Annotated in this window: 14 protein-coding genes; 2 read left to right on the forward strand and 12 right to left on the reverse strand. The window is 52.7% G+C overall.

Annotated elements, in window-relative coordinates; translation table 11 throughout:
* Positions 1–8: 8 nt before the first annotated feature.
* Both serB and parC read right to left on the reverse strand, forming a co-directional pair.
* Positions 9–1,241, reverse strand: a complete 1,233-nt coding sequence (serB, locus tag FE845_RS12740; protein ID WP_200365194.1) for a phosphoserine phosphatase SerB — start codon at positions 1,239–1,241, stop codon at positions 9–11.
* Complete coding sequence (parC, locus tag FE845_RS12745; protein ID WP_200365197.1) at positions 1,234–3,543, reverse strand: DNA topoisomerase IV subunit A; 2,310 nt, start codon at positions 3,541–3,543, stop codon at positions 1,234–1,236. Before parC ends, serB begins: the two co-directional genes overlap by 8 nt.
* A gap of 288 nt (positions 3,544–3,831) precedes the next feature.
* On the opposite strand from parC, the gene FE845_RS12750 reads away from it, so the two are divergent.
* Together FE845_RS12750 and FE845_RS12755 are read left to right on the forward strand one after the other, a co-directional pair.
* Positions 3,832–4,095 (forward strand): hypothetical protein, encoded by a 264-nt coding sequence (locus FE845_RS12750; protein ID WP_200365199.1) that lies wholly within the window; start codon positions 3,832–3,834, stop codon positions 4,093–4,095.
* A 94-nt stretch (positions 4,096–4,189) separates the two neighbouring features.
* The gene (locus tag FE845_RS12755; RefSeq protein ID WP_200365201.1) at positions 4,190–5,827 is read left to right on the forward strand and encodes a methyl-accepting chemotaxis protein; all 1,638 of its coding nucleotides are present in this window, start codon (positions 4,190–4,192) and stop codon (positions 5,825–5,827) included.
* Positions 5,828–5,861: 34 nt separating this feature from the next.
* Here the strand turns inward: FE845_RS12755 and FE845_RS12760 are convergent, their stop codons facing one another.
* The 10 genes from FE845_RS12760 to FE845_RS12805 form a co-directional block, all read right to left on the reverse strand.
* Positions 5,862–6,443 (reverse strand): YceI family protein, encoded by a 582-nt coding sequence (locus tag FE845_RS12760; protein ID WP_200365203.1) that lies wholly within the window; start codon positions 6,441–6,443, stop codon positions 5,862–5,864.
* Positions 6,444–6,498: 55 nt separating this feature from the next.
* Positions 6,499–7,059 (reverse strand): cytochrome b, encoded by a 561-nt coding sequence (locus FE845_RS12765; protein ID WP_200365205.1) that lies wholly within the window; start codon positions 7,057–7,059, stop codon positions 6,499–6,501.
* 400 nt (positions 7,060–7,459) lie between these two features.
* Positions 7,460–9,235, reverse strand: a complete 1,776-nt coding sequence (locus tag FE845_RS12770) for an SLC13 family permease (protein ID WP_200365207.1) — start codon at positions 9,233–9,235, stop codon at positions 7,460–7,462.
* Positions 9,236–9,350: 115 nt separating this feature from the next.
* Positions 9,351–11,246, reverse strand: a complete 1,896-nt coding sequence (gene parE / locus FE845_RS12775) for a DNA topoisomerase IV subunit B (protein ID WP_200365209.1) — start codon at positions 11,244–11,246, stop codon at positions 9,351–9,353.
* An 82-nt stretch (positions 11,247–11,328) separates the two neighbouring features.
* Positions 11,329–11,808, reverse strand: a complete 480-nt coding sequence (locus FE845_RS18920) for a protease complex subunit PrcB family protein (RefSeq protein WP_200365211.1) — start codon at positions 11,806–11,808, stop codon at positions 11,329–11,331.
* Positions 11,809–11,837: 29 nt separating this feature from the next.
* Positions 11,838–14,543: a S8 family serine peptidase gene (locus tag FE845_RS12785; protein WP_200365213.1), complete on the reverse strand. Its 2,706-nt coding sequence runs from the start codon at positions 14,541–14,543 to the stop codon at positions 11,838–11,840.
* Between the two features lie 157 nt (positions 14,544–14,700).
* A complete protein-coding gene (locus FE845_RS12790; protein WP_200365215.1) occupies positions 14,701–16,752 on the reverse strand; it encodes a TRAP transporter large permease subunit in 2,052 nt (683 codons plus the stop codon).
* 15 nt (positions 16,753–16,767) lie between these two features.
* Positions 16,768–17,778, reverse strand: coding sequence for a putative solute-binding protein (locus FE845_RS12795; protein WP_200365218.1), 1,011 nt, complete (start codon positions 17,776–17,778; stop codon positions 16,768–16,770).
* Between the two features lie 74 nt (positions 17,779–17,852).
* Positions 17,853–18,914 carry a hypothetical protein gene (locus FE845_RS12800; RefSeq protein WP_200365220.1) on the reverse strand — a complete coding sequence of 354 codons (1,062 nt, stop codon included), beginning with the start codon at positions 18,912–18,914 and terminating at the stop codon, positions 17,853–17,855.
* Positions 18,915–19,196: 282 nt separating this feature from the next.
* Positions 19,197–19,844 carry a TetR/AcrR family transcriptional regulator gene (locus FE845_RS12805; RefSeq protein ID WP_200365222.1) on the reverse strand — a complete coding sequence of 216 codons (648 nt, stop codon included), beginning with the start codon at positions 19,842–19,844 and terminating at the stop codon, positions 19,197–19,199.
* Positions 19,845–19,947: the final 103 nt, after the last annotated feature.

A 19,947-nucleotide genomic window follows, 5' to 3' on the forward strand; every position in this document is an offset into this window, starting at 1 on the left:
CCGCCGGTTCAGAAACCGGCGTTTTTTAGACCCTGATTGGTTTCACTTTCACGAAAGCCAATCAGATAGAGGATAGCGTCCAAGCCAAGCGTTGAAATTGCATGACGGGCAGATTCTTTAACCAAGGGTTTTGCCCGGAACGCAACGCCCAGACCGGCCTGACTCAGCATCGGCAGATCATTCGCGCCATCACCCACTGCAATAACCTGCTCTCGGGAAATGTGCTCTTTTTTAGCAATTTCCAGTAAGAGCTCTGCTTTGCGCTTACCGTCGACAATCTGGCCGGAAACCTCACCGGTTACTTTGCCATCGCGAACTTCCAACTCATTCGCATAGATGTAGTCTATGCCCAATTTGCTCTGAAGGTGCCGGGCGAAATAGGTAAAGCCACCAGAAAGGATCGCCGTTCGGTAACCGAGCGCTTTCAAGCTTCGGATCAGGTGCTCCGCACCCTCTGTCATCTTCAACCGGCTGGCGACCCGTTCCAGGACCGACTCATCCAGACCTTTTAGTAACGCAAGGCGCTCTGCAAAGCTCTGGCTAAAGTCCAACTCGCCCTGCATAGCGCGTTCGGTAATGTCTGCAACCTGCTCACCGACACCCGCCTCCAGAGCCAGCTCATCAATCACTTCGGCTTCAATGAGGGTGGAATCCATATCAAACACTACCAAGCGCCGGTTTCGACGGAAAATGGAGTCTTCTTGAAAGGCGATATCCACGTTCATTTCGCCTGCGATATGCAGAAAATCGGCTCGCAGCTGTTCCAGATCCGAGGGTGTCCCTCGTACAGAGAACTCAACACAAGCAATGCCGTTACCGGCGGCATTGAGTGACGGCCTCGCCGATAGCCGGGAAATATTGTCAATATTCAGGCCATGGCGGGCAGTAATCGCAGAGACGCGGGCAATCTGTTCCGCTTTGATGTCACGGGACAAGAGAGTAACTATGTAGCACGCACGGTTTCGCCCCTCGGCCCAGGTTTGGTATTCCTCCACGGTGATCGGGGCAAACCGAACCTGAAGATCAAGCGCGTGCAAACGGAACAGAAGATCCCGAATCACTGGGGAAGATTTTGATTCATCCGGAATCTCAATGAGGATGCCCCAGGTGAGATGGTCGTGAATAACCGCCTGCCCTATATCCAGAATCCGCACATCGTACTGTCCCATAATGCCGGTAATTTCCGACGTGAGGCCGGGTTTATCGCGTCCGGACACGTTTATCAGTACTAGTTCACTCACTGTCGGAGTTCTCCATCTTCGCACTCTCCTCTTCCTTCGCACGCTCGGCAGAGGGGATTACATCAATCGCATCAACGCGCTGCAAACCACGGGGCAGTTTATGCCCTCGCCTGCCACGCTCTCCAAGATAGTGTTCAAGATCGGCAAACTGAAGACCCATCTTGCGCTTGCCTGCGCGCACCTCTAACTGATCATCTTGGGCAAATACAGCAATGGCTACAACATACTCCTCCCGGCTCTGAACCCGAGCGGAAGGTATGCTAATAATCTTGTTGCCCTTGCCTTTACTCAGTTCCGGCAGTTCGCTGAGTGGGAAAACCAGCATTCGGCCTTCGTTCGATATAGCTCCGAGGTACAAAGCTTTCTCCGTAACGGGAATAAGCAGCGGAGGCATAATCTTCGCCCCCTTAGGCACACTCACAACGGCCTTGCCGTTCCGGTTTTTACTGATCATATCGTTCAGCGACGTCACAAACCCATATCCACCATCAGTCACCAGAAGCGCCTTGCGGGCCGGATCACCCATTAAGACGCCTGAAAAACTGGCCCCGGAAGGCGGGTTTATCCTGCCGGTAAGCGGCTCGCCCTGTCCTCGGGCAGAGGGGAGGCTATGGGCCATCAGCGAGTATGCTCTACCGGTCGAATCCAAAAAGATCGCTTGCTGGTTATTGCGCCCCCGTGCTGCCAACGCGAAGCTGTCTCCAGCTTTATAACTCAGTCCGTCCGGATCTATATCGTGGCCCTTGGCGGCCCTTACCCAACCTTTATCCGACAACACAACGGTTACCGGGTCGTTGGAAACCAAATCGTTCTCGCTAAACGCTTTGGCTTCTTCTCGCTCAACAATAGGAGAACGGCGGTCATCACCATATTCTTGCGCATCCGCCTGCAACTCGCTTTTGATCAGCTCGCGTAAACGCTTTTCCGAACCGAGAATAGACTGAAGTTCATCCCGCTCTGCGGCCAACTCGTCTTGCTCACCACGAATTTTCATCTCCTCAAGCTTGGCAAGATGCCGCAACTTAAGCTCTAGAATGGATTCGGCCTGATCAGCAGACAATCCAAACCTCTCCATCAAAACGGGTTTGGGTTTATCTTCAGTACGAATAATGTGAATAACTTCATCGATATTCAGGTAGGCAATCAACAGGCCTTCCAGAATGTGCAAACGCGCCAGCACCTTATCGAGACGGTGCTGCAAGCGGCGGGTAACGGTGGTACGTCGGAATGCCAACCACTCTGTGAGCATCTGGTGCAACCCTTTCACACCAGGGCGGCCATCATTCCCGATAACGTTGATATTTACCCGATAGGTTTTCTCAAGGTCCGTGCTGGCGAACAAATGCGCCATGAGCCCGTCGAGATCCACGCGATTGGAACGCGGCACAATCACCAACCGAGTTGGATTCTCGTGATCAGACTCGTCGCGAAGATCCGCCACCATCGGCAACTTTTTGGTTTGCATCTGATGCGCAATCTGCTCCAGCACTCGGTTCCCGGAAACCTGATGGGGCAAATCTGTAACCACAATCTCTCCAGTCTCCCGGACCCAACGGGCACGCATCCGTAAAGAGCCACGGCCCGTTTCATACATCTGGCGTAGATCTTTTTTGGGCGTGATGATTTCCGCGTAAGTTGGGAAATCCGGGCCTTTTACGTGCTCACATAGCTGGTCAACGGTTGCGTTGGGCTCGTCTAACAGTCGAATACAAGCGGCGGTAACTTCCCGTACGTTGTGGGGCGGAATATCTGTTGCCATGCCCACGGCGATACCGGTGGTGCCGTTTAGCAGAACATGAGGCAGCCGCGCAGGCAGCACCGAGGGCTCATCCATAGTGCCATCAAAGTTGGGCACCCAATCTACGGTTCCATGCCCGAGTTCTGTCAGCAGCAAATCAGAAAATTTTGCCAACCGTGACTCTGTATACCGCATGGCAGCAAAAGATTTGGGATCATCCGGTGCACCCCAATTGCCTTGACCGTCCACTAACGGATAGCGATAGGAAAATGGCTGGGCCATGAGCACCATGGCCTCATAACAGGCGCTATCCCCGTGCGGGTGGAACTTACCAAGGACATCGCCCACGGTGCGGGCAGATTTTTTGTACTTGGACGTGGACTTAAGGCCCAGCTCTGACATGGCGTAAATAATTCGCCGCTGAACCGGCTTCAGCCCGTCCCCAACATTAGGGAGTGCACGGTCAAGAATGACGTACATGGAGTAATCGAGATAGGCTTTTTCCGTGTAGTCTCTGAGTGATACGCGCTCAAAGCCCTCATCCGTCGTCTGAAACTCTGGCATGGATGCCTCTTTTTGCCTGTATTGCCTGATTTTGAAGAAGTCGGTGATGCTACCCTGCGCACTTCAAATAATCACGGGAATGGTGCGCCTAGGCAGAAGCACATTATATGGAGCACCGGACTGATACACCAACAACCTGCGGATATATTGGCGGAAACACGCTATCCATACCCGAAGCCGTCGATTCCAATAGCGGAATTCCCGCATGGAGAGACTGTAAGGTGCGCCGTATGCTCGTTGCTCAGTGATGAATAGAAGACCGTTTTCCTTTCTAACAAGCGGAACACTATGAAACCCAATCTCAAAGCCTGCGGGCAAGCCATGGTTACGGCCATGGTGAATGCGGCATTAGCCGTGGCGTTGATGCTTCTTGTGGAGTTTGCAATCAGCGGAAGTTTTCAAGTTCCTGCGCCCTATCTTTGGGCTGGTTTATTGATAGGACTGGTTATTTTCGGTGCCCAGTTCTGGCGCCAGCGACACCTATACCGTTCCAACGAAGCGGATGAGAAAACATCAACAACATCCCGCCAAAGCCTTCACTCAGATGCCTAGAGCATCGGTGATGTAATCACATTTCAATAATTTTCTACCACCCGGCTCAGGGCTGCTATGCTATGAGAAGCATCAGCAGACACTAGGGCCCACTATGACAATAAGTAAGCGCCTCGGGCTACGCTCGAAAATAGCACTTCCTTTTGCGATCACGTCTATTGCCCTTGTTTTTGTAGGGCTGTTCAGCGTTAACACTACCCGTCACTTGGTTTCAGGCACCGAAGATATTGCTGAGACTTATTTAACTTCCGTCAGCCAGATCCTGAATGGAGACCGAGACCTTTATCAGGCCTTGGTTGCCCAGATGGCTTATGTTGACGCCAGTGTCAACAAAGAAGACGGTTCAGAATTCATTTCTGCGTTTGAAGAAAATGCAGATCAGGCACGAGCGCGCTTTGAGACAACCGTAAAACAACTCGGTGGCACCGGCGTGGCCTCAGTCACTCAGGGGTTCGACACCGCCTTTGAAAATTGGCAGCAATCAGCTCGCAAAGTCATAAGTCTGGCGGAACAAGGTCAACCCAAAGAGGCTAGAAAACTCGCCTCAACTGAAGCAGCAAACCGCTTTGAAGCCCTACGGAGCTATTTTGACAAGGTCGGCACCCATGCAGATGATAAGGCTCGGGAGCGAGCTTTAGGTGTTTCAAGCAAGGGCCAAAGTAGCTCCGTTGCAATCTTAGTAATCACCTCGCTCGCCATCATCGGTAGCATCGCGATTTTCTTCCTATTCCTCAGGATGATCATTCAATCCATATCAGCTCTTCGTGAGCAATTGGACAACATTGCCCAAGGAGACGGTGACCTTACTCAACGTATTCCAGTTGAGGTTAATGACGATCTGGGCGCTCTCGCCAAGAGCTTCAATCAGGTTCTCGACAACCTTCAATCTATGATCGCCTCAATTCAGCAGCTGACTATAGAGCTGAGCCAAGGGTCTGATAGCCTGCGTCAGGCTTCAACTAACAATAACGAAGGTGTAAATCGACAAACCAGCTCTATCTCAATGGTTGCAACCGCTATCAATGAAATGCAGAGCGCGATAGAGGAAGTTGCCGGCAACGCGTCTCAGGCGGCAGACGTTACCAAGGACGCCGAAAACAAAGGCAATAACAGCGCAGACATTATCCGAAAATCGTCGGAGCAAGTTCGTCGCCTTTCAAGTCAAATCACAAAAGCGGTTGAGGTTATTCGCAAACTCTCTAATGACTCCGATAATATTGCATCGGTATTGGATGTCATCAGGGGCATTGCAGAACAGACGAATTTGCTGGCGTTGAATGCAGCCATCGAAGCTGCCAGAGCGGGCGATCAAGGCCGTGGATTTGCCGTGGTTGCGGATGAAGTGCGTACTCTGGCAAAACGTACGCAGCAGTCCACGGAAGATATTCAAGCCATGATTGAAGCACTGCAAACCGGTGTTGCCGATATTGTTGCCGTAATGGAGACTGGAAGTCAGGAAGCGTCGGAAACCGTGAAGCTATCAACGGAAGCCGAGCAGGAGTTAAATGCAATACTCGAAGCAATGACGACGATAACCGACATGAACACCAGCATAGCCTCCGCAACCGAAGAGCAAACTCAAGTAGTAGACGAGATCAATCGGAGCATCACTGAAATTAACGATTTGGCAACCGAAAGCGCGACCCGATCCAAAGACATAAACGGCATCAGCCAGTCACTTGACGAGTATGCGCGCGAATTAGAGAAGCAAACCGGTAGATTCCGGGTATAACCCCGGAATCTACCATGTCAGGCTGGACAGAGACTTACTGGCGAACACCCTCAACAGAGATGGTGATCTCTACTGTTTCAGACGCTTTCCCGAGGCTTGTAGGAATGCCAAAGTCCTCAAGGCGCAACTCCGTCTCAGCCTCGAATCCCATGCGGTAGCCGCCCCAAGGATCTTTTCCGTGGCCTAGCATTTCCACATCAAGAGTGATCTCGCGGGTGACACCGTGCAGTGTGAAATCACCTATCACGTCCGCTTCGCCTTCATCGTCAACCACTACGCGCTTACTTTTGAAGCTCGCTTCGGGAAACTTGCTCACGTTCAGGAAATCCTTGCCACGGAGGTGCTTATCCCGCTCGGCGTGGTTGGAATCCAAGCTGCTGGTATCAATGGACACCGTTACTGAACTGTTTTCCGGGTTTTCGGCATCGTATACAAACTGACCATCAAAATCGTTAAAGCGGCCGTAGAGCCAGCTGTAGCCCAAGTGAGAAATTTTGAAGGTGATGAACTGGTGGGCACCCTCTTTGTCGAATGCATAGGTTCCACTATGCTCGTCGGCTTGAACATTTCCTACCAGCGCCACAGAAACGGCAGATGCAAGCAGTAATTTCTTCATAACATTCTCCTTTAGGTAAATAGAAACGCGCTCGTTAATTACAACGCTGTACAAATCAATCATTCCGCCGCGCAGGAACCAACATCCGGCGAAGGGTCTCGTCACGGTCGAGGAAGTGGTGCTTCAACGCACCTGCGGCGTGAACAGACACAAGAGCGACCAGCGCCCAAGTACTCCAGTAGTGCACCAGACCAGCGGTGTCCTCAAGTCCCTTTATCTGCCCGGTGGCCGATGGCACCTCAAACCAGCCAAAAACACTTATGGACGAACCGTCGGCGGTTGAAATCAAAAAGCCGCTCACCATAGCCACAAAAACCACGATATATAGCAACACATGAGCAACCCGGGCGCTCAAAACCTCCCAGCGTTTATGTGTGGCAATTGGTTTCGGTGAAAGTGAAATAAATCGCCACAGCAGTCGAAACACCACTAGAGCGAACAACAAAATACCAATGCTGCGATGAATGTCCGGAGCACGCCGGTACCAATCGTCGTAGTACGACAAGTCCACCATCCAAAAGCCAAGGGCAAACAGGCCTATCACGGCAAACGCTACAACCCAGTGAAGCAGGATCGCCAACAAGCCATAGCTGGCAGGGGTATTGTTTACTTGCATAGAAATTTAGGCCTCATATTCAGGTCGGCAATTTGAACTGTATTGAGTATAAAAAGCCGCACGCTTAAAAGAAATCGGAATGTTTTGCCTCCCATGGTCAAAATTTTTGACCATGGGAGCGTAACACTCGAAACGGCTTGACTTTGGTCTCATTCGGGTTGTACGGATTGTCGATTTTTATTAACCCGGTAGACTTTCTCTATGATTAAAGCGCCCCGTCGGGGGCCTCATTGAACGAGAGGACAGGACATGGAACTTGAATTCGACGAATCCGTTGTAATCCCAAGCAACAACTGATTATGTGGTAGCTCTCTGTGTAACCCTTTTCGCGCACAGAGAGCTGCGAAATTTTCCGCTAAGTAGAAGACAAACTAACCGATAATACTTACCGCCAAAGCGTTCAGCTCGGGCTAATTCCGTACACCATCGCAATCACCGCAACCGATACCAGCCCAACGAACACGTTCATTGGCAAGCCAACGCGCACGAAATCCCAAAAACGATAGCCTCCCGGGCCAAATACCATCATGTTGGTTTGATACCCCAGCGGCGTGGCAAAACTGGCCGACGCGGCCATCATTACCGCTATCACGAAGGGTTCAGCCGCAACCCCCATGGTGCCAGTCATCGATAACACAACAGGAATCACCAACACAGCTGCCGCGTTGTTGGTAATCACCTCTGTCAACACAGACACAGAAAAATAGACGAGAAACAGAGCCAGTAAAACATGGCCCTTGCTAAGGCCGAGAATAACGCCAGCAACATAACTGGCCGCCCCCGTTTCCTGCAGGGCCGCGCCCAGAGCGAACGAAGCCGCGATCGTGAGGACCACTGGCACATCCACTGATTTCTGCGCCTGACCTACGGAGCAACAACCACTCAGAATCATTAAGGCGGCACCTAGCAGGGCGGCGTTTAGCATGCTGAGCACACCACAAGCCGCCAGCCCCACCAGAACAATCAAGATGCCCCAAGACAGCCACGCGCGATCGTGCCTCGGAGCCTCGGTTTCCAGATCATTTATAAGCAGGAAATCTTTGTTGTAACGTTGACGGCTTACGAATGCGGGGCGCGCTTCTAGCAACAACACATCACCAGGCTTGAGGCGAATATTGCCCAGGTTTCCAGATACTCGGGCACCGCCACGGGCAACAGCCAAAACAACGGCTCCGTATCGTTCCCGGAACCGAGCATCACGAATGGTCAGCCCCAAGACCTCAGACTGGGGAGACAGCGCAGCCTCCATCAAACAACGTTCCGCACGGTGCTGACTCAAGCTCGGCTCATCTGCGTGCACAGATGGCACAATGCCATTTATTCGCAGAAGATCTGAAATAGCCTGAGTATCTCCGGCAAATACGAGCCGATCGCTGCCGCACAGGCGCTCTTCGGAAGGCACAGCCGTGACCACGCTGCCCTCACGCTCGATCTCTACCAGATAAAGTCGCTCCAACTCTCTTAGGCCAGCCTCACCCACGGTTTTACCAACCAAGGGCCCATCAACCGCAACGGCAACCTCCAGAGTAAACTCCCTCATTGAGCCAAACTTATGCCGGTCTTCCCGGTTTGGAAGTGCTCGGGGCATAAAAAGCAATATTGCGGCGATACCCAGAATGGCCACCGGCAGGCCAACGGCCGTAATAGAGAAAATGGAAAGCCCGGCATCTCCGGTCAATTGCTCATACTGGCCATTAACAACCAAATTGGTACTGGTGCCTATCATGGTCAGCGTGCCACCGAGAATGGCGGAGTAGCTAAGAGGGATCATCAGCTTTGAGGGGGCAATACCTATCTTTCGGGACCAGGCATGGATCGCCGGAATCATGGTAGCGACAACGGGGGTGTTATTGAGAAAACCGCTCAACAATGCGACGGGAAGAGTAATCCGCGCTTGCGCCGAGCGAACGGTTTTGGGGTTTCTCAGCAAGTGCCTGACCAGCAAATCGACGCCACCGGAATGGTGAATGCCTGCTGCCACCACAAACAAAGCTACAACAGTAATTAGCCCGGTATTCGAAAAACCCGACAGGGCTTGGTCAGCTGAAACGATGCCACTGGCACTGAGCACAACCATCACACCCATCAGAACCAAATGGGGCGCATAACGCCCTGAGCTCATGAGTATAAGCGCGACGCCCGCCAGACCTAGCGAAAACCATCCTTGCCAGTCCATTTACGGCTCTTCCCCATCAGAAAACCGGCAGGATAACGAGTTTAAGGAAGACTTAAAAAGAATAACGCATTCTTTTTATATGCCGAAAAAGGATAAGCCCAACAATAAAAGAATGTCAGGTACCAACATCCGCCATATTTCCATAGGCCTCCAGCCAAGATCTTCGATCGGATGCGCGCTTCTTACCCAGAAGCATATCCATGCGGCTATCGGTATCATCTCCATCTTCGATAGTGAGCATTACCAAGCGGCGAGTATCCGGCGCCATAGTGGTCTCACGCAATTGCAGCGGGTTCATTTCACCCAGCCCCTTGAAGCGGGTTACCGAGATTTTGCCCTTACGCTTTTCAGCTTCGATGCGGTCCAGAATACCCTGCTTTTCATGTTCATCAAGGGCGTAAAAGGTCTCCTTACCCAGATCAACTCGATAAAGCGGCGGCATGGCAACAAACACGTGGCCTGCAGCGACAACCGGCCTGAAGTGTTTAAGGAACAGAGCGCATAAGAGTGTCGCGATGTGCAAGCCGTCGGAATCTGCGTCGGCGAGGATGCAGATCTTGTTATAGCGCAAACCGTCCAACTGGTCCGAATTCGGGTCTACGCCTATGGCAACGGCGATATCATGGATTTCCTGAGACGCCAGAATTTCACTGGAATCCACTTCCCAGGTATTCAGAATTTTCCCGCGCAACGGCATAACCGCCTGAAATTCACGATCACGGGCTTGTTTGGCAGAACCGCCAGCCGAGTCTCCCTCAACCAAGAACAACTCGGAGCGAGCGGTATCACCACCCGAGCAGTCCGCCAACTTGCCCGGCAGCGCTGGCCCAGAAGTCACTCGTTTACGCGCCACCTTTTTACTGGCTTTGAGTCTGCGCTGGGCATTGCTTATAAACAGCTCCGCCAGCACTTCGGCCACATCGGTATGCTGATTCAGCCACAAGCTAAAGGCATCTTTGACCACACCGGAAATAAAGCCCGCCGCCTCTCGTGACGACAAGCGCTCCTTGGTCTGCCCGGAAAATTGCGGTTCCTGCATTTTGAAGGAAAGCACATAAGCCGCCCTTTCCCAAATATCTTCTGGTGACAACTTAACGCCCCGGGGCAGCAAATTACGGAACTCACAAAACTCCCGCATAGCTTCGAGCAGCCCGGTGCGCAAGCCGTTCACATGGGTACCGCCCTGAACGGTAGGGATCAGGTTTACATAGCTTTCCATGACCCCCTCACCGCCCTCAGGTAGCCATTGAATAGCCCAGTCAACGGCTTCATTTTTACTGGAAAAACTGCCTATAAAAGGCTCCAGAGGTACAACTTCGTAATCGACCAGCGCGGTGCGCAGATAATCACGCAGCCCTTCTTCATAAAACCACTCATCTTTTTCGCCGGTCTTTTCCTGCAAAAAGGTTACCGTCAGGCTTGGGCAAAGCACTGCTTTGGCGCGCAGGTTGTGGCGCAGGCGGCTCACAGAAAAATTGGGACTATCGAAATAAGCGGCATCCGGTGTGAACTTGATGCGGGTTCCGGTGTTGCGCTTACCAACTGTATCAATAACTTCCAGTTCAGAAGCCTTGTCACCGTTGGCAAACGTCATGCGATGGAGTTGGCCGTTACGCTTTACGCTAATTTCAAGATGCTTGGAGAGCGCATTAACTACCGAAACACCGACGCCGTGCAAGCCGCCCGAAAAGTTGTAGTTACCCTGAGAAAATTTACCCCCCGCGTGCAGCCGAGTCAGAATCAGCTCAACCCCCGAGAGGCCTTCTTCTTTGTGCAGGTCGACAGGCATACCCCGACCATCGTCTTCAACGCTCAGCGATCCGTCTGCATAAAGCACCACATCAATACGGCGAGCATGGCCTGCCAAAGCCTCATCCACACTGTTGTCGATTACTTCCTGAGCCAAGTGGTTCGGGCGGCTAGTGTCTGTATACATACCAGGGCGCTTGCGCACCGGATCCAGACCGCTCAGTACTTCAATGGCATCGGCGTTATATTGTTGCTCGCTCATAGGCTGGACGTAACTCCACGAGAAGGAAAATTCGATCCCATAGCTTATGGATTCATGGCCAAAGATCAACGGCTGATTTTTATTAGGGCTTTAAAACTAAATCCTGATCCCTAACACCCGACACCCGGATTTCCGACCAATCACTAGCAGGAACCGCCACCACTACGCAGGGCGATGTTATAACCTGAGCGGTCATGGTTCCGGGCGCCGGCGAACGCATCGCCACCGCAAGCTGTAATGTGCTTGTGGTGCTCTGCGCAGAACTCAGGCTAAGGCTGTAACCGCTCGTTGGCCGTTCCCCTAACGTGACAAACAGCAAGTGTTCTTTGGCGAGATCCACCTGTCGCAACTGCTGCACCGCCATATTCTGAGTTGGCAGATCAAGCATCTGCTGCAGCCGCTCGGCAGTCTGAACATAGGCCAATCCGGGGCCCGTTAGCCCACAATGGGCTGACTGAGTAACCTGCCGCGCTAAGGGCGCATCGCGCTTATCCTCGGTAACATGGGAAGACGCACACCCTGCCAACAACGCAAGCCCGGCCACCAAAGAAGCTGATGGCACGCCTGCAAATACCCTTCTACATACAGAAATCAACGCTCTGCTCCAATCAGTTTGTGGGCTGGCTCATGGCCAGAACCACTCTCTATTTGCTCTGGCAGAAGCTTATAGCCTCTAAACCCGGGGCGCGGCAATACGTTGGGTGTCGCCGCCGAAATGGATGGGCGCGAATAGCTGGTTGTCATTTCTATACCTGTAAGCGATTGCCCCGGGCTGATAGTGATTTCCTGCCTAAGACCTGTTACCGGGTATTCCGCACAGGCTTCGCCCGCATGGCAAATCAACCCATCGTTATCCAGGTCAGATCCGGCCACCAAAATATAGTTACCGGGCGGAACCTCATTGAGCGTTTGCGGCTCAACGCCGTCATCAGGTGCAAACGAAAACCGGTATTGCCCGTTATCAACCACCGCTGTCGTCTGAGCAACCGTCGTATAAAAGTCACCTTCCGACTCGGGATCAACCAATAAAACGAAGTGTCTGCCTGCATCACGAGCTTGCTGATCCGTTACCCTCTGGCCTATCACCGGGATTTCAAGCCTGCGCAACCTATCACTTTTGTATTCCACAACAATCGGTGCCCGTGTCGATATCCCAGCTTCAAGCGCTTCCGGGCGCAATGTTAGGGAAAGGATAAACTCCGTTCCAGTTGCCCCACTGGCAGGCGCGGAATCCAAACGCACCCAGGGTGCATTTACAGAGACAGACTCAATAGTTACAAGGCCCGGGTCGCTGCCATAAACGCTCAAGGTCACGCTCGCGGAAGAAGATCCCTCCGACGACAAGCTTACAATGGCGGGGGACGATGCCAACAAATTGGGCACCACCGCCGTAGAGGCCGCCAAAGTGGACTTGCCTGCATCGAGAAGACCCCAGCCTCGATCCACAGTTTTGGCGCAGATTTCACGGCCACAATCCTGAAAGGTCAAGTCTCCAGCCATTAACATGGCTCTCAGCCTGCCATGATCCAGAGCCGGATTGAGGCTCTTCATCAAAGCAAAAACCGCCGAGACATGCGGGGCCGCCATAGATGTTCCCTGTAAGCCTATGTAGGTCTCTTTCAGGGAGCCATTTATCAGACTGGCACTGGTGCTGCTGATCAAGTCACTGCGGCCGTCAGCGTTACCATCGCGGCTGGCATCGCCGCCGGGTGCCGCCAAATCGATCCAGCTGCCGGAGTTCGAATAGGCCGACAGCTCACCTGCCCCATCAACAGCGCTTACAGAAAACACCTGATCATAGGCCGCTGGATAGGAGGCCAGCGTAGACGCAGAATTTCCCGCCGCCGCGACAAATACCACGCCTTTACTAACACCATCAGCAATGGCCTCATTCAACTGCGATTGAAAAGGAAGACCGCCCAAGCTCAGGTTAACAATATCAGCGCGGCGACTGTCACCAGCAGAGCCAGCAATCCAGCGCAAGGCCGCTAACAAATCCGCAGACGAACCTGTGCCCCCTTCACCCAGCACCCGAACAGGAAGCAACGAGGCGTTATATGCAATACCGGCTCCGCCTGCACCATTTACCGCAGCGGCAATGGTACCTGACACATGGGTACCATGATAAACACTAGTGCCAACAGCGTTTCCTGGGTCTGAAGGGTTATTATCCCGCCCAGAAGGCAGATCAAAGTCGTTATCAAACCCTGCGGATACGAAATCCGCACCACCAACAACGTTTGCATCCAACTCGCTGTGCCAGTTACCCGGCTCGCCGTACAACCCCGTGTCCATCACTGCAACGGTAACACCAGCACCGCCGTCACTGGCTAATTGCCAGGCGGTTGGAGCGTTTACCAACTCATAGTGCCACTGCTGCCCTACAGACGGATGGTTATATAGCGGCTCATTTAGCGGCGTTGTGTTCATCGCCCTCATTTTGTAGTTGGGTGTAGCCGATGCCACATCCGCACGCTTGCTCAGTGCACGAACCCACTCAAGAGTCGAGTCTTGTGTTTGCAAGCCACTATTGCGCAACGCCTGAGCCGGTGCTTGCACCAGCCAAACACCCGGCGACAGCTCCCGCTTGGGCTCCATGCTTTCTTGTGGCCCAAACGAGTGTTGGGACATCTGGCTCATTCCCTGCTTAAACTCAACAATGGCCTCGGAATCGACAAAGTCGTGATCTGGCCACTCAAACCCAGCCGATAAAGCATTACCTGCTGTGGATGTCGATAGAATATAGAGCATGGGCTCGAAACCGGTCGCCTCAACAGCCAAGCTGTAAGAGCCTGCTGGCTCCGTCTCCGGTAGTGAAATCTGGACCGGGTCTGATTGGTTACCCGTAGACGCGGTGGCAATAAGACGATTACCTGTGAACAGAGACAATCTCAGCGGTGATGGGCCCTGACTGGTAGCAAACGGCTGAAGGGAAATACTCTGCTCTGCATGCAAAGGCAGAGTAAAAATATCAACAGGGTCTGCGGGGTAAACATTCCCAAGCCCATCGCCCGCGCCGGAATAGACTCCGAACGCAGGGCTCACATAACCCGCAAGAACAAATTCCGGAGGCAGAAGTTGCGCATCAGACTCGGGAGAAGCACCCAGTGCCAACGTTTCTCCATCGTCGGCATCGACCCGGGTTCCGGCTTCGATAGCGATACTGCCCGATAGCGCAACATCGCCCGGTGTTCGCCCAATGCTTCCGGAACTTCCGTCACAACCCCAAAGAGCCACAATCAGCCCCGCCAGAATTGAACACTTTAAAAACGTCGCTGCCATTGCGTGAGCAGGCATTCGCACTAGCCCCTGTTTTGATGTGCCATCAAGTATACGCTACACGGCCCTTCCCAGATGCCGAGAGCTGCTTAATCACTCTGGCATGATTCTACATAAATAAAAAAGCCGCCTTAGGAAACTTTCCGAAGGCGGCTCTTACATCTCACGGTAAAACTCAAGTCGCGTAGAACAACATAGGCACGAAGGCGACCAGCAGCAAGGTTGGCCCCATAACCGCAATAGGTAACAGGAGCCGCTCGTAGCGATGCCAGAAGGAGCCAACACGTTCAGCCGCCAGCACTTCGTTTTCTCCAACCACCTGCCGGGTAAGGAGGTGGTTCAACGCCACAGGCGGGCTGAGGTAACCCAGCTCAAACGCTACCAAGCAAACAATCCAGAAATGCAAAGGATCAATGCCCAGTTGAATAGCTGGCTGTGCCACGGTTGCCGACACCAGTATGACCGCGCCAAACGGATCCATAACCATACCGATAACCGTCAACATGAGCACGATCACAAACATCGCAAGCCAGGGACTGGTTAGATGCTCAGGGAAAAGCGTATGAACAATCTCAGAACGTTCAAGAATACCCCCTAAACAAATCGAAAAACCGATCAATGCCAGCAAAGCGCCAATATGCACGGCCGAATCGCTGGCTGCAGTGCAGCTTCGGCCCCAGAAGGCTTGGGTGCGGGTTTCGTTGTCTCCACGGCTGCTACTATTGGCATCGAGAAACACCAGAGCAAGCATGACCAAAGGCAGGATCAAGGGAGCACTGTATTCGTTGAAAGATAGGCCAAGCACAAAGTAGATAGCGAATATAACTGCCGCAGCCACCGCCACGTATGGCAGCAGGGGTTTGAGTTGTTGCAGCGATGCGTTGAAAGCGCCCGGAGCCGGTCGTGGCCGCCAGTTGCCTTCCGTTTTGCATACGATGATCGAGAACAGGGTGGCCGACATAATGAACACCCAAAAGCCCCAACCATACATTTCAGTGGTCGTGACTTCCTTGTTCAAAGCTGCGACAACCACAATCAACAAGCAGGGGTTCAAAACAACACCGAGACTCCCGGACATCGCCGTTGTTGCCAACGCCAGCTGCCGCCCAGCCCCTGCCCTGCGCAACTCATCGTAGACCACGCCGCCGACAGCAAGAATGAAAATACCGGAGGCACCGGTAAACGCCGTGGGAAAAGCTGTCGCAAAGATAATCACAGAGGCCAGCATGGGGGCAGGCAAGTTATAGGGCTTGATGACGTTCAGCAGTAACTCTGGCAAGCGGGTCTGTTTAAGAACCATGCCCACCAGAACATAGAGCCCGATGTTGATAAACATCGACGACAGGTTGGACATCATGCCGAAGTAAATAGCCAGCCCTGATGCATAGCCATCAACAAAGAAAAAGTAGGCCATGGCTATCAGGCCCATGGTGCAATACAGCGGCAACACCAAACCCGAGGACAGAGCCAACCCGCCAGGCTTTATATGCTTGGGCACGTAAAGAAAACGAAAGGCGTTGACCACCATGAACAAGCCGAACACGCCTGTCCAAGCATACTGAAGTATGACTGTAGACTCGGCCCCGGGCGAGCTTGCCAACCGGCCCAAATAGGCGTTCATCGAGAAGACCATCATGCCATTAACCGCGAACTGCACCGCCTGGCTCAAGCGCCACTCTGACCGGTTTCTGGGCAGCCGCAGTGCAATATGGTCGGCATCCATAGCTGCCACCGCCGCCGCCATCGCGAAGATTGCGATAAACAGGTACTTGGTTAGCTCAATGTTATCCAGCAGAAACCCCGCCAACCCTTGCTCAACGGTCTTGAAAGCGCCCAGCGCAGGCGTAGCATGCTCAAGATTATTCTGATAGGCCGCATGTTGATCCGCGCACAGGGCAAGATTTCGTTCCAGCGAGGTGCGAATAGCGTTGGGGTTCGGTGGGGAGTCAAACAGATCGTCCGGGTCCGGCTTATACGCCGCGACCCGCTTGCGAACCTCTGCGTCCACATTCATCTCCAAACGACACGACGGCTCTGTGGCATCTGGATTCAGCAGATAATAGTTCGGCCATGTTTGCTCACCAATCCAAAGCAAGCGCGAGTGAAGCGAGTTACCCATGCCGAGGAGCAGAGTAAAAAACAGCAGCAACAACAAAATGGCCCCATGCATTTTATGCACGGGGTAAAGGGCTCTTGCGGCTGGTGCGGTTATGGCTTGCCAATTCATGGGTAGTCCGCCCTATTATTCCCGGTTTTCCGAGGTACATTCCGAAGCAGACGGGTTACTGGCACAGCGAATTTTGCTCAGCAGGCTCAGCATTTTGGGATGGTAAACATCGGGTGCTCCGTTTAGGCCGTCACGCATTTCAATTCGGTTCTGACGGAACATTTCCTGATACCCCTGAACGTCTTTCTCAGGAATGCGAACCCACTTTTCTTCCGGAATCGCCGCTTCCTGATTGCTAATCAGGTTCATTGCCTGCGGGTACATATCCCAGGCTACTTGACGAGAAGCTTGGGCGGTTTTGTCGTCAAGAACGCCTTCGCGGGCGATGACCTGAATAGTAAGCTGGGCCAAGGGGTAGTCCACAATACCGCCGGTATCACCTATACCCTTGTAGAGTTCGAGCGCTTCATAAGCGAATGCCGGTGCGTAAGCGGTATCTACGGAACCGTTATTAAACTTGCCAGCAAAGTTGGTGATGTCTGAAGGCACCACGGTTGCCTTAACAAAGTTCACCATGTGAATGGCGTCTTTCTGGTAGTCCAGAGTCGCCATCCGCTTGCCCGCTAAGTCGCCCGCAGTATCCATGCTGCGGTCGTTAACAAACAAATACCCGGCGCCAGCTGGCACAATACCCAGCACCTCATAACCATCCTGCTTCATAAGCGGTGCAGCCTTGGCTTGCGCCAAAGTCGCAAGAAGCGTTTTAAGGTCATCGTAAGTAGGGAGCGCACCAACGGCACTAACGGTTCCCGTAAAACGGTTAAAAGGTCTGGTGCGAAGGTCTGTCGCAGCAACGGCATCACACTGGCCCGCGTTGAAGTCGCCTACCGCAACACCTTCATCGGTGTAAGGCTTCAGATCAAAGTCTACGCCATGAGATTTCATCTCTAGGGCGTAGTCCTTAACCATGTTGAACATGTCACCGTTTGCGCCAATGACATCAAAGACGCACATTTTTACGGTTTGAGCTGAAGCCAAAGGCGCTATGGCAGCGAGAGTCATGGCGGTAAGGGATTTGCGGATCATAACGACCTCCTAGTCATTCTTGTGTTTGTATTGAGTTTATTAGACGGCCGACTACTGCCACCGGCGCTAACCAATCAGAGCAATCCATCCAGACTCATGGTTTCAATATTTTCGGTGTTGCGTTCCGGGCTCATTTTTCCGAAGAACGACTGTGGCGTGCGGTAGCCGTACTCAGCTGTCCAGTGCTTGTCTGAGGAAAACCGAATGATGTTCTCGGCCACATAGTCGGCCAAGCGATACTTCTCCCACACTTCAATGGTGTCGTTCGCCTCTACAAAGCGGTGAATAACGTCAGCTAAAATATCCGTGCGACCAAAGGTTTCCGCAGCAACCGCTTCAAGGGCCATGGAAGCGCGCATACCCGAGCGCACACCCAGGGCCGAACTGTTTTCAAGCACCTGCCAAGGGTCGGGGGACTGTTCTGGGCGGGTGTCCGGTAACAATAACCAAACCATCGCGCGCACAGCGTTGGGCAGCCCACCGGTTTTATCGTTATCAATACAAGTTGCGGCGCGCTCGGCTTGCGGCGCGATGTTGCGTGGTATGCCTGCCCGGGCGCCGGAATTGGCATCGTTCACAACCGCCTGCAAACCCGTGAGCAAACCAAGCAGAAAGGTTATCTCGTCCTGCTCACTTTCCAGAGTTGGGCATTCAAGAGGTTCTTTGGAAGGGTCGAAATCGTATGCCGCCATAGCCCGGAGGAAAGCCAACTGGCGACGCTTAGCGGTGAGTGCATACAAGCGTTTGGAACGCTCGCGGGCATCTTTGGCAACAGGCACATCGCCTTCGAAATCTGCCCGCAAATAGGCGAGTTCAGCTTCCCAGGCTTCGTACTCCATACAATTGGCGGCCAGCAGCATCAACAACGAACCACTGGTATCCGGTGCGTCGTTGATCCGCGAGAAAGAATAGAGCAAGGGGTCAATCCCTTCCCCAAGAGCGCAGGCCATTTCCGGATCGGACATCTGCATGACATAAGGGGTGGCTTCACCCTCAGAGTAATTTGCCAATACAAATCCGGTCGTTTTGTAGATCGGGTGTAAAGAGCAGCCGGTAAACAAAACCGCTGTTGCCAGTAAAACCAAATTGTTACGCACCGCCACCAGACGGCTGGCCTGTGTTGCCAGTATGGACATCGTTAAGTCACCCTGATCTGCATTATTTTTATCAGTATGAAGCACAGTCAGTTCTGTGATTCTGGTGGCAAGAGTGCGTTCAAAGAGGCGTTACAAAAATGGCTCGTTTGCCGAACCGCTTGTGCCTATCAGGCCAATGGCCTGAAATGGGAAGCTTTCTATTGATATATATTTATTTAAAACAACAAGATAGAGATAAACAAAAAAATAACTCGCACTCGAACATTTTGTTACAAACTGACGACTGGCTCTCATAATGACCGGCCTGCAAGAACAGCGTTTTTAGCTCAAGCCCAACATAGCCACTACCTGATCGGTTAGGCCATTCTGGGTCAAGCCACCGCGGTCTGGGCGGTACCAAGTAACGGTCCAGCTCAGCGCACCCGTCAACATACGGCGCACTATAAAGGGATCGGCAACGAGGGCGCCTTCCTCTTTCAAGCCGGTCAACACATCCAGCCACAAAGCCTCGTAAATATCACGAAGCTTTAGCACTTCGGCCCGGGAGGCTTCCGAGAGGCTGCGCCATTCAAATACCAGAACAGCCATGGCTTCTCCGGTTTGGCCATTAATCGATTCCAGCTCAGCACTTACCAGTGCTCTCAACTTCTCCCGGTTGGAATTAGCCGAACTCATTGCAGCCTGCATTAAGGCGGTGTTCAGCCTAATGGTTTCTACCATCACCGCTTTTAATATTTCTTCTTTGGTGCGGAAGTGATGAAACAAGCTTCCGGACTGAATGCCAACGGCGGCCGCCAAGTCCCTCACTGTAGTGCGCTCATACCCCTTCTCACGAAAAAGGCGGGCAGCTTCTCGAAGCAGTCGTCCACGGGCACTTTCGGGATCTGAAACCAGATTTTCAGCAACGAGTGATTGGAGAATGTTGTCTTGATTCACAGGTAATTCCAGCGGCTTTAAAAGAACCGACATTCTACCTGAGATTTACCTGTTTACAAACCAAGCGCTTGCTTGGTATGGTTCATTCATCGGTTAATCGTTTGCCAGCACACACACCTGTGCGCTCAGGCCAACA

This window comes from Marinobacter sp. 1-4A, assembly GCF_016597725.1.
Classification (GTDB): domain Bacteria; phylum Pseudomonadota; class Gammaproteobacteria; order Pseudomonadales; family Oleiphilaceae; genus Marinobacter.

Coding starts and splice junctions, on each gene's coding strand:
- FE845_RS12790 (WP_200365215.1), bottom strand. CDS start 16,752: ATGAATTGGCAAGCCATAACCGCACCAGCCGCAAGAGCCCTTTACCCC.
- FE845_RS12795 (WP_200365218.1), bottom strand. CDS start 17,778: ATGATCCGCAAATCCCTTACCGCCATGACTCTCGCTGCCATAGCGCCT.
- FE845_RS12800 (WP_200365220.1), bottom strand. CDS start 18,914: ATGTCCATACTGGCAACACAGGCCAGCCGTCTGGTGGCGGTGCGTAAC.
- FE845_RS12765 (WP_200365205.1), bottom strand. CDS start 7,059: ATGCAAGTAAACAATACCCCTGCCAGCTATGGCTTGTTGGCGATCCTG.
- parE (WP_200365209.1), bottom strand. CDS start 11,246: ATGAGCGAGCAACAATATAACGCCGATGCCATTGAAGTACTGAGCGGT.
- FE845_RS12805 (WP_200365222.1), bottom strand. CDS start 19,844: ATGTCGGTTCTTTTAAAGCCGCTGGAATTACCTGTGAATCAAGACAAC.
- FE845_RS12770 (WP_200365207.1), bottom strand. CDS start 9,235: ATGGACTGGCAAGGATGGTTTTCGCTAGGTCTGGCGGGCGTCGCGCTT.
- parC (WP_200365197.1), bottom strand. CDS start 3,543: ATGCCAGAGTTTCAGACGACGGATGAGGGCTTTGAGCGCGTATCACTC.
- FE845_RS12750 (WP_200365199.1), top strand. CDS start 3,832: ATGAAACCCAATCTCAAAGCCTGCGGGCAAGCCATGGTTACGGCCATG.
- FE845_RS12785 (WP_200365213.1), bottom strand. CDS start 14,543: ATGCCTGCTCACGCAATGGCAGCGACGTTTTTAAAGTGTTCAATTCTG.
- FE845_RS12760 (WP_200365203.1), bottom strand. CDS start 6,443: ATGAAGAAATTACTGCTTGCATCTGCCGTTTCTGTGGCGCTGGTAGGA.
- FE845_RS12755 (WP_200365201.1), top strand. CDS start 4,190: ATGACAATAAGTAAGCGCCTCGGGCTACGCTCGAAAATAGCACTTCCT.